Annotated in this window: 5 protein-coding genes; 4 read left to right on the forward strand and 1 reads right to left on the reverse strand. The window is 72.7% G+C overall.

The features are described 5' to 3' along the window. Positions 1–178 (reverse strand): ABATE domain-containing protein (locus CCN44_RS25335; protein ID WP_208639838.1); only part of this gene is annotated, 178 nt, incomplete at its 3' end. A gap of 142 nt (positions 179–320) precedes the next feature. Here CCN44_RS25335 and CCN44_RS25340 point away from each other — a divergent pair. The 4 genes from CCN44_RS25340 (at position 321) to CCN44_RS25355 (ending at position 4,010) form a co-directional block, all read left to right on the forward strand. Next, entirely contained in the window at positions 321–794 is a 474-nt protein-coding gene (locus CCN44_RS25340; protein WP_086699828.1) for a DUF7919 family protein, read from the forward strand. A gap of 177 nt (positions 795–971) precedes the next feature. Beyond that, complete coding sequence (locus CCN44_RS25345; RefSeq protein WP_086699831.1) at positions 972–2,345, forward strand: nitrate/nitrite transporter; 1,374 nt, start codon at positions 972–974, stop codon at positions 2,343–2,345. Positions 2,346–2,432: 87 nt separating this feature from the next. Beyond that, complete coding sequence (locus CCN44_RS25350; RefSeq protein WP_059249822.1) at positions 2,433–3,584, forward strand: uroporphyrinogen-III synthase; 1,152 nt, start codon at positions 2,433–2,435, stop codon at positions 3,582–3,584. A gap of 93 nt (positions 3,585–3,677) precedes the next feature. Beyond that, entirely contained in the window at positions 3,678–4,010 is a 333-nt protein-coding gene (locus tag CCN44_RS25355) for a hypothetical protein (RefSeq protein WP_059249823.1), read from the forward strand. Positions 4,011–4,326 lie beyond the last annotated feature (316 nt).

Genomic DNA, 4,326 nt, shown 5'->3' on the forward strand with positions numbered 1-4,326 from the left:
CGTCGGCATGCTCCAGCGCCGTACCGCCCGGCACCAGCCCGGCCCCCCGGATCCACGCGCACAACGCCCCCACCCCGTCCAGCCGTTCGTCCGGATGGGAGGTGGCGAGCAGGTCCAGGCACACCCGCCCGGCATCGAACCGCAGCTCGTACGCGGGTGTGGCGCTACCGAGTGCCATGTGCGTCACCGCCTAGGCAGAAACCGAGCGGGGTCTCCCCCACAGTGCCCGCGCGAAGGGAACACCGGAACCCCCCGTACCGGCCCTGTTGACGGCGGCCGGCCCGCCCCGTGCCCGGCACGCGTGCGGCGATGATGTGCGGGTGTTCTTCGAGGATCTCAGCGCGTACACGTACCAGGACGAGGACACGTTCGAGGACAGCGAGTCGTTCCGCGCGCTCTGGTACCGGCCCGAGTACGTCCGTCTGAACGTCGGATGGCTGGAAGCCGGACGGCCGTACCCGACCGGGCCCGTGCCCGCGGGCTTCGCGGAGCGGCTGCGGGGCGTCCAGCGGGTCCAGCGGATGAACGTCTGCCTCGGCGTCCACGCGTGCGACCTGTGCCCCGGGGCAGAGGCCCCGGAGGGGAACGGGGAGCTGCGGATCCCGGGCGAGGCCGGCATCGCCTACGCCGCCCCGTTCCTGATCACCCACTACGTCACCGCTCACGGCTACCGGCCGCCGCGGGCCTTCGTCGACGCCGTCCTCGCTGTCGATCTCGACGCGTGGGCCGCCGCCCGGTGGCCCGACGTGCCCTTCCCCTGGGTCCCGGCGGACGCCGAACGGCTGCTGGAGTAGGAACGGGCGATCCGCGCCCCCGGCAGCCGCGGGCCCCCTCACCACCCGCTCCCCCGGCGAGTGAGAGCAACGTTCCCTTCCGGTCACCCACAGCCACAGGCCGGAAACGCGCCCTCCCTACCTTCGGGCTCAGTCAGTGGTTGGCAGACCGAGCAGCCGGAGCCCCGTGGAGGCGTGATGACAGCCCCAGCCCCTACCCGTCGCAGTGGCCGCTGGATCGAGCGCTGGGATCCGGAGGACGAGGGATTCTGGCAGGCGACCGGGGAGCGGATCGCCCGCCGGAACCTGTGGTTCTCCGTGCTCTCCGAGCACATCGGCTTCTCCGTCTGGACCCTGTGGTCCGTGCTGGTCCTGTTCATGGGCCCGGAGTACGGCCTCACCCCGGCCGACAAGTTCCTGCTGACCTCGGTGGTCACGCTGGTCGGAGCGGTGGTCCGGGTGCCGTACACCTTCGCCGTCGCCGTCTTCGGCGGCCGCAACTGGACGATCGTCTCGGCGAGCCTGCTGCTCGTCCCGACCGTCGCCGCGTTCTGGGTGATGGAGCCGGGGACGTCGTACTCCACCTTCCTCCTGGTGGGCCTGCTGGCCGGTATCGGCGGCGGCAACTTCGCCTCCTCCATGACCAACATCAACGCCTTCTTCCCGCTGAGGAAGAAGGGGTGGGCGCTCGGTCTCAACGCGGGCGGCGGCAACATCGGCGTCCCCGTCATCCAGCTCGTCGCGCTCGCCATCATCGGCGCGAGCGGCGGCCCGCGCGTGCTGCTCGGCATCTACATCCCGCTGATCGTCGTGGCCGCCGTACTCGCCGCGCTGTTCATGGACAACCTGGCCTCGGTGCAGAACGACACCGGCGCGGCCAAGGACGCCGCCCGGGACCGCCACACCTGGATCATGGCCTTCCTCTACATCGGCACCTTCGGCTCCTTCATCGGCTACAGCTTCGCCTTCGGCCAGGTGCTGACGAACGGGTTCGGCCGGACCCCCCTCCAGGCCGCGTACCTCACCTTCATCGGTCCGCTGCTCGGCTCCCTCATCCGCCCCCTCGGCGGCTGGCTCGCCGACCGCTACGGCGGCGCCCGCATCACCCTGTGGAACTACGTCGGCATGGCCGCCGCCACCGCCGTGCTCATCGCGGCCAGCATGCACAAGTCGCTGCCGCTGTTCGTGTCCGTCTTCGTCGTGCTGTTCGTGCTCAGCGGGCTCGGCAACGGGTCGACGTTCAAGATGATCCCCGGCATCTTCCAGGCCAAGGCGCTGGCCAAGGGCCTGGAGGGCGAGGCCGCCGTCGCGTACGGCCGGCGCCTCTCCGGTGCCTCGATGGGCCTCATCGGCGCGCTCGGCGCGCTCGGCGGTGTCGGCATCAACCTCGCCTTCCGCCAGTCCTTCCTCTCCTACGGCTCCGGCACCGGCGCGTTCGTCGCGTTCCTCGCCTACTACGGTGTCTGCTTCGCGGTCACCTGGGCCGTATACCTTCGCCGCCCGGCGGGCCGGATTCCCGCCACCACGGCCGCCTCGCAGGAGAAGGCCCAGCTCAACTATGCCGAGGTGTGACGTAACACCGGTGACATCAAGCCGAACCGAGCCTGTCACGCGGAGTTGACAGGCTCGTTCGGCGTGCCGGTCAGCTAGGAGAGCCCCATGTACGACGAAGAGCAGCAACCCGAGCACGGCCCCCTCGCCGGGTTCACCGTGGGTGTCACCGCCGCGCGCCGGGCCGAGGAACTGGGCGCCCTGCTCCAGCGGCGCGGCGCCACCGTCCTGCACGCCCCCGCGCTGCGGATCGTGCCGCTCGCGGACGACAGCGAACTGCTCGCCGCCACCAAGGAGATCATCGACCAGGTCCCGGACGTGGTCGTGGCCACCACCGCGATCGGCTTCCGGGGGTGGGTCGAGGCCGCCGACGGCTGGGGCCTCGGCGAGCAGCTCCTCGGCCGGCTGCGCGGGGTACGGCTGCTGGCCCGCGGTCCGAAGGTCAAGGGCGCGATCCGCGCGGCGGGCCTCACCGAGGAGTGGTCGCCCACCTCGGAGTCCCTGGCCGAGGTGCTCGACCGCCTCCTGGAGGAGGGCGTCGACGGCGACCGCATCGCCGTACAGCTGCACGGCGAGCCCCTCCCCGGCTTCGTCGAGTCGCTGCGGGCCGCCGGCGCGGAGGTGGTCCCGGTCCCGGTCTACCGCTGGATGCCGCCGGAGGACATCAGCCCCCTGGACCGCCTCCTGGACGCGGCCGTCACCCGCGGCCTGGACGCCCTCACCTTCACCAGCGCCCCCGCCGCGGCCTCCCTCCTGTCCCGCGCGGAGGACCGGGGCCTGCGGGACGAGCTGCTGTCGGCCCTGGCCCACGACGTCCTGCCGGCCTGCGTCGGCCCGGTCACCGCGCTGCCCCTCCAGGCCCACGGGGTGGACACGGTCCAGCCGGAGCGCTTCCGCCTCGGTCCCCTGGTCCAGCTCCTGTGCCAGGAACTGCCCGCCCGCGCCCGCTGTCTGCCCGTCGCCGGCCACCAGGTGGAGATCCGCGGCCACGCGGTCCTGGTCGACGGCCGCCTCAAGCCGGTGCCCCCGGCCGGCATGTCCCTGCTGCGCGCCCTCGCCCGCCGACCCGGCTGGGTCGTCGCCCGCGCCGACCTGCTCCGCGCCCTCCCCGGCGCGGGCCGCGACGAACACGCCGTGGAAACGGCGATGGCCCGCCTGCGTACGGCGCTGGGGGCCCCGAAGCTGATCCAGACGGTGGTGAAACGCGGCTACCGCCTGGCCCTGGACCCGGCGGCGGACACGAAGTACGCGGACGCGTAGCCGCCGGGGCGCGCGGCGCGAAACGGAGGGCAAGGCTCTGGAACTGCTCAAGTGGTTTGAAGAGGGCCGTCCGCCGCGTCCACCATGATCCACATGGGATTCGCTGGATTCACCAAGAAGCAGGACCTCGTGCTGGTCCTCCGGGACTCGGACCTGATCACGGCGGCGCTGCGGGAGGCGTTGGACGGGGCGGCGGAGGAGGAGCGGCCGGGGCTGGAGCGGGCCGTCGCGCTCGTCGAGGACATCGCCGGGGCCAGCGAGGGGCAGCTGCGGGCCGGGTGGGTGCGCGACCGGCTGGCCCAGGTCGGTTTCACCGGGGACATCACCTCGGTCGCCGCCGTGAAGGCGCTGCGCCAGGCGGAGCCGAGTCTGAGCCTGCTGGCGGCGGTGCAGTTGCAGAAGGAGGCGGTGGCCCACCCGGAGTAGGGCGGGCACCGGACCACCGGTAGGACGGTGACACAGACCGCCCCGATCGCCTCCGCGGCGGCTGCGGTCGTCTCTGCGGTCGGCGGGCAGTGATCGCTTCACCGGTCGGCACGTGCCCGCTGCTCCGGCAGGCGGTGATCGTCTCTCCGGACGGGATGCGGCGCACCCGGGCGGCACATCCGGACGGTGCGGTCCGCAGGACCGTCACCGCTCCGCGCGCCCCGATCGCCGCCGGCCGACGCACCCGCAGGTCGTCACCGGCCGGGCCATCCCCCGATCGCCACCGGTGGGTACCCCCCTCCGCTCGTCACCGGCC

This window comes from Streptomyces tricolor (assembly GCF_002155905.1).
Taxonomy (GTDB): domain Bacteria; phylum Actinomycetota; class Actinomycetes; order Streptomycetales; family Streptomycetaceae; genus Streptomyces; species Streptomyces tricolor.

Coding starts and splice junctions, on each gene's coding strand:
- CCN44_RS25355 (WP_059249823.1), top strand. CDS start 3,678: ATGGGATTCGCTGGATTCACCAAGAAGCAGGACCTCGTGCTGGTCCTC.
- CCN44_RS25345 (WP_086699831.1), top strand. CDS start 972: ATGACAGCCCCAGCCCCTACCCGTCGCAGTGGCCGCTGGATCGAGCGC.
- CCN44_RS25350 (WP_059249822.1), top strand. CDS start 2,433: ATGTACGACGAAGAGCAGCAACCCGAGCACGGCCCCCTCGCCGGGTTC.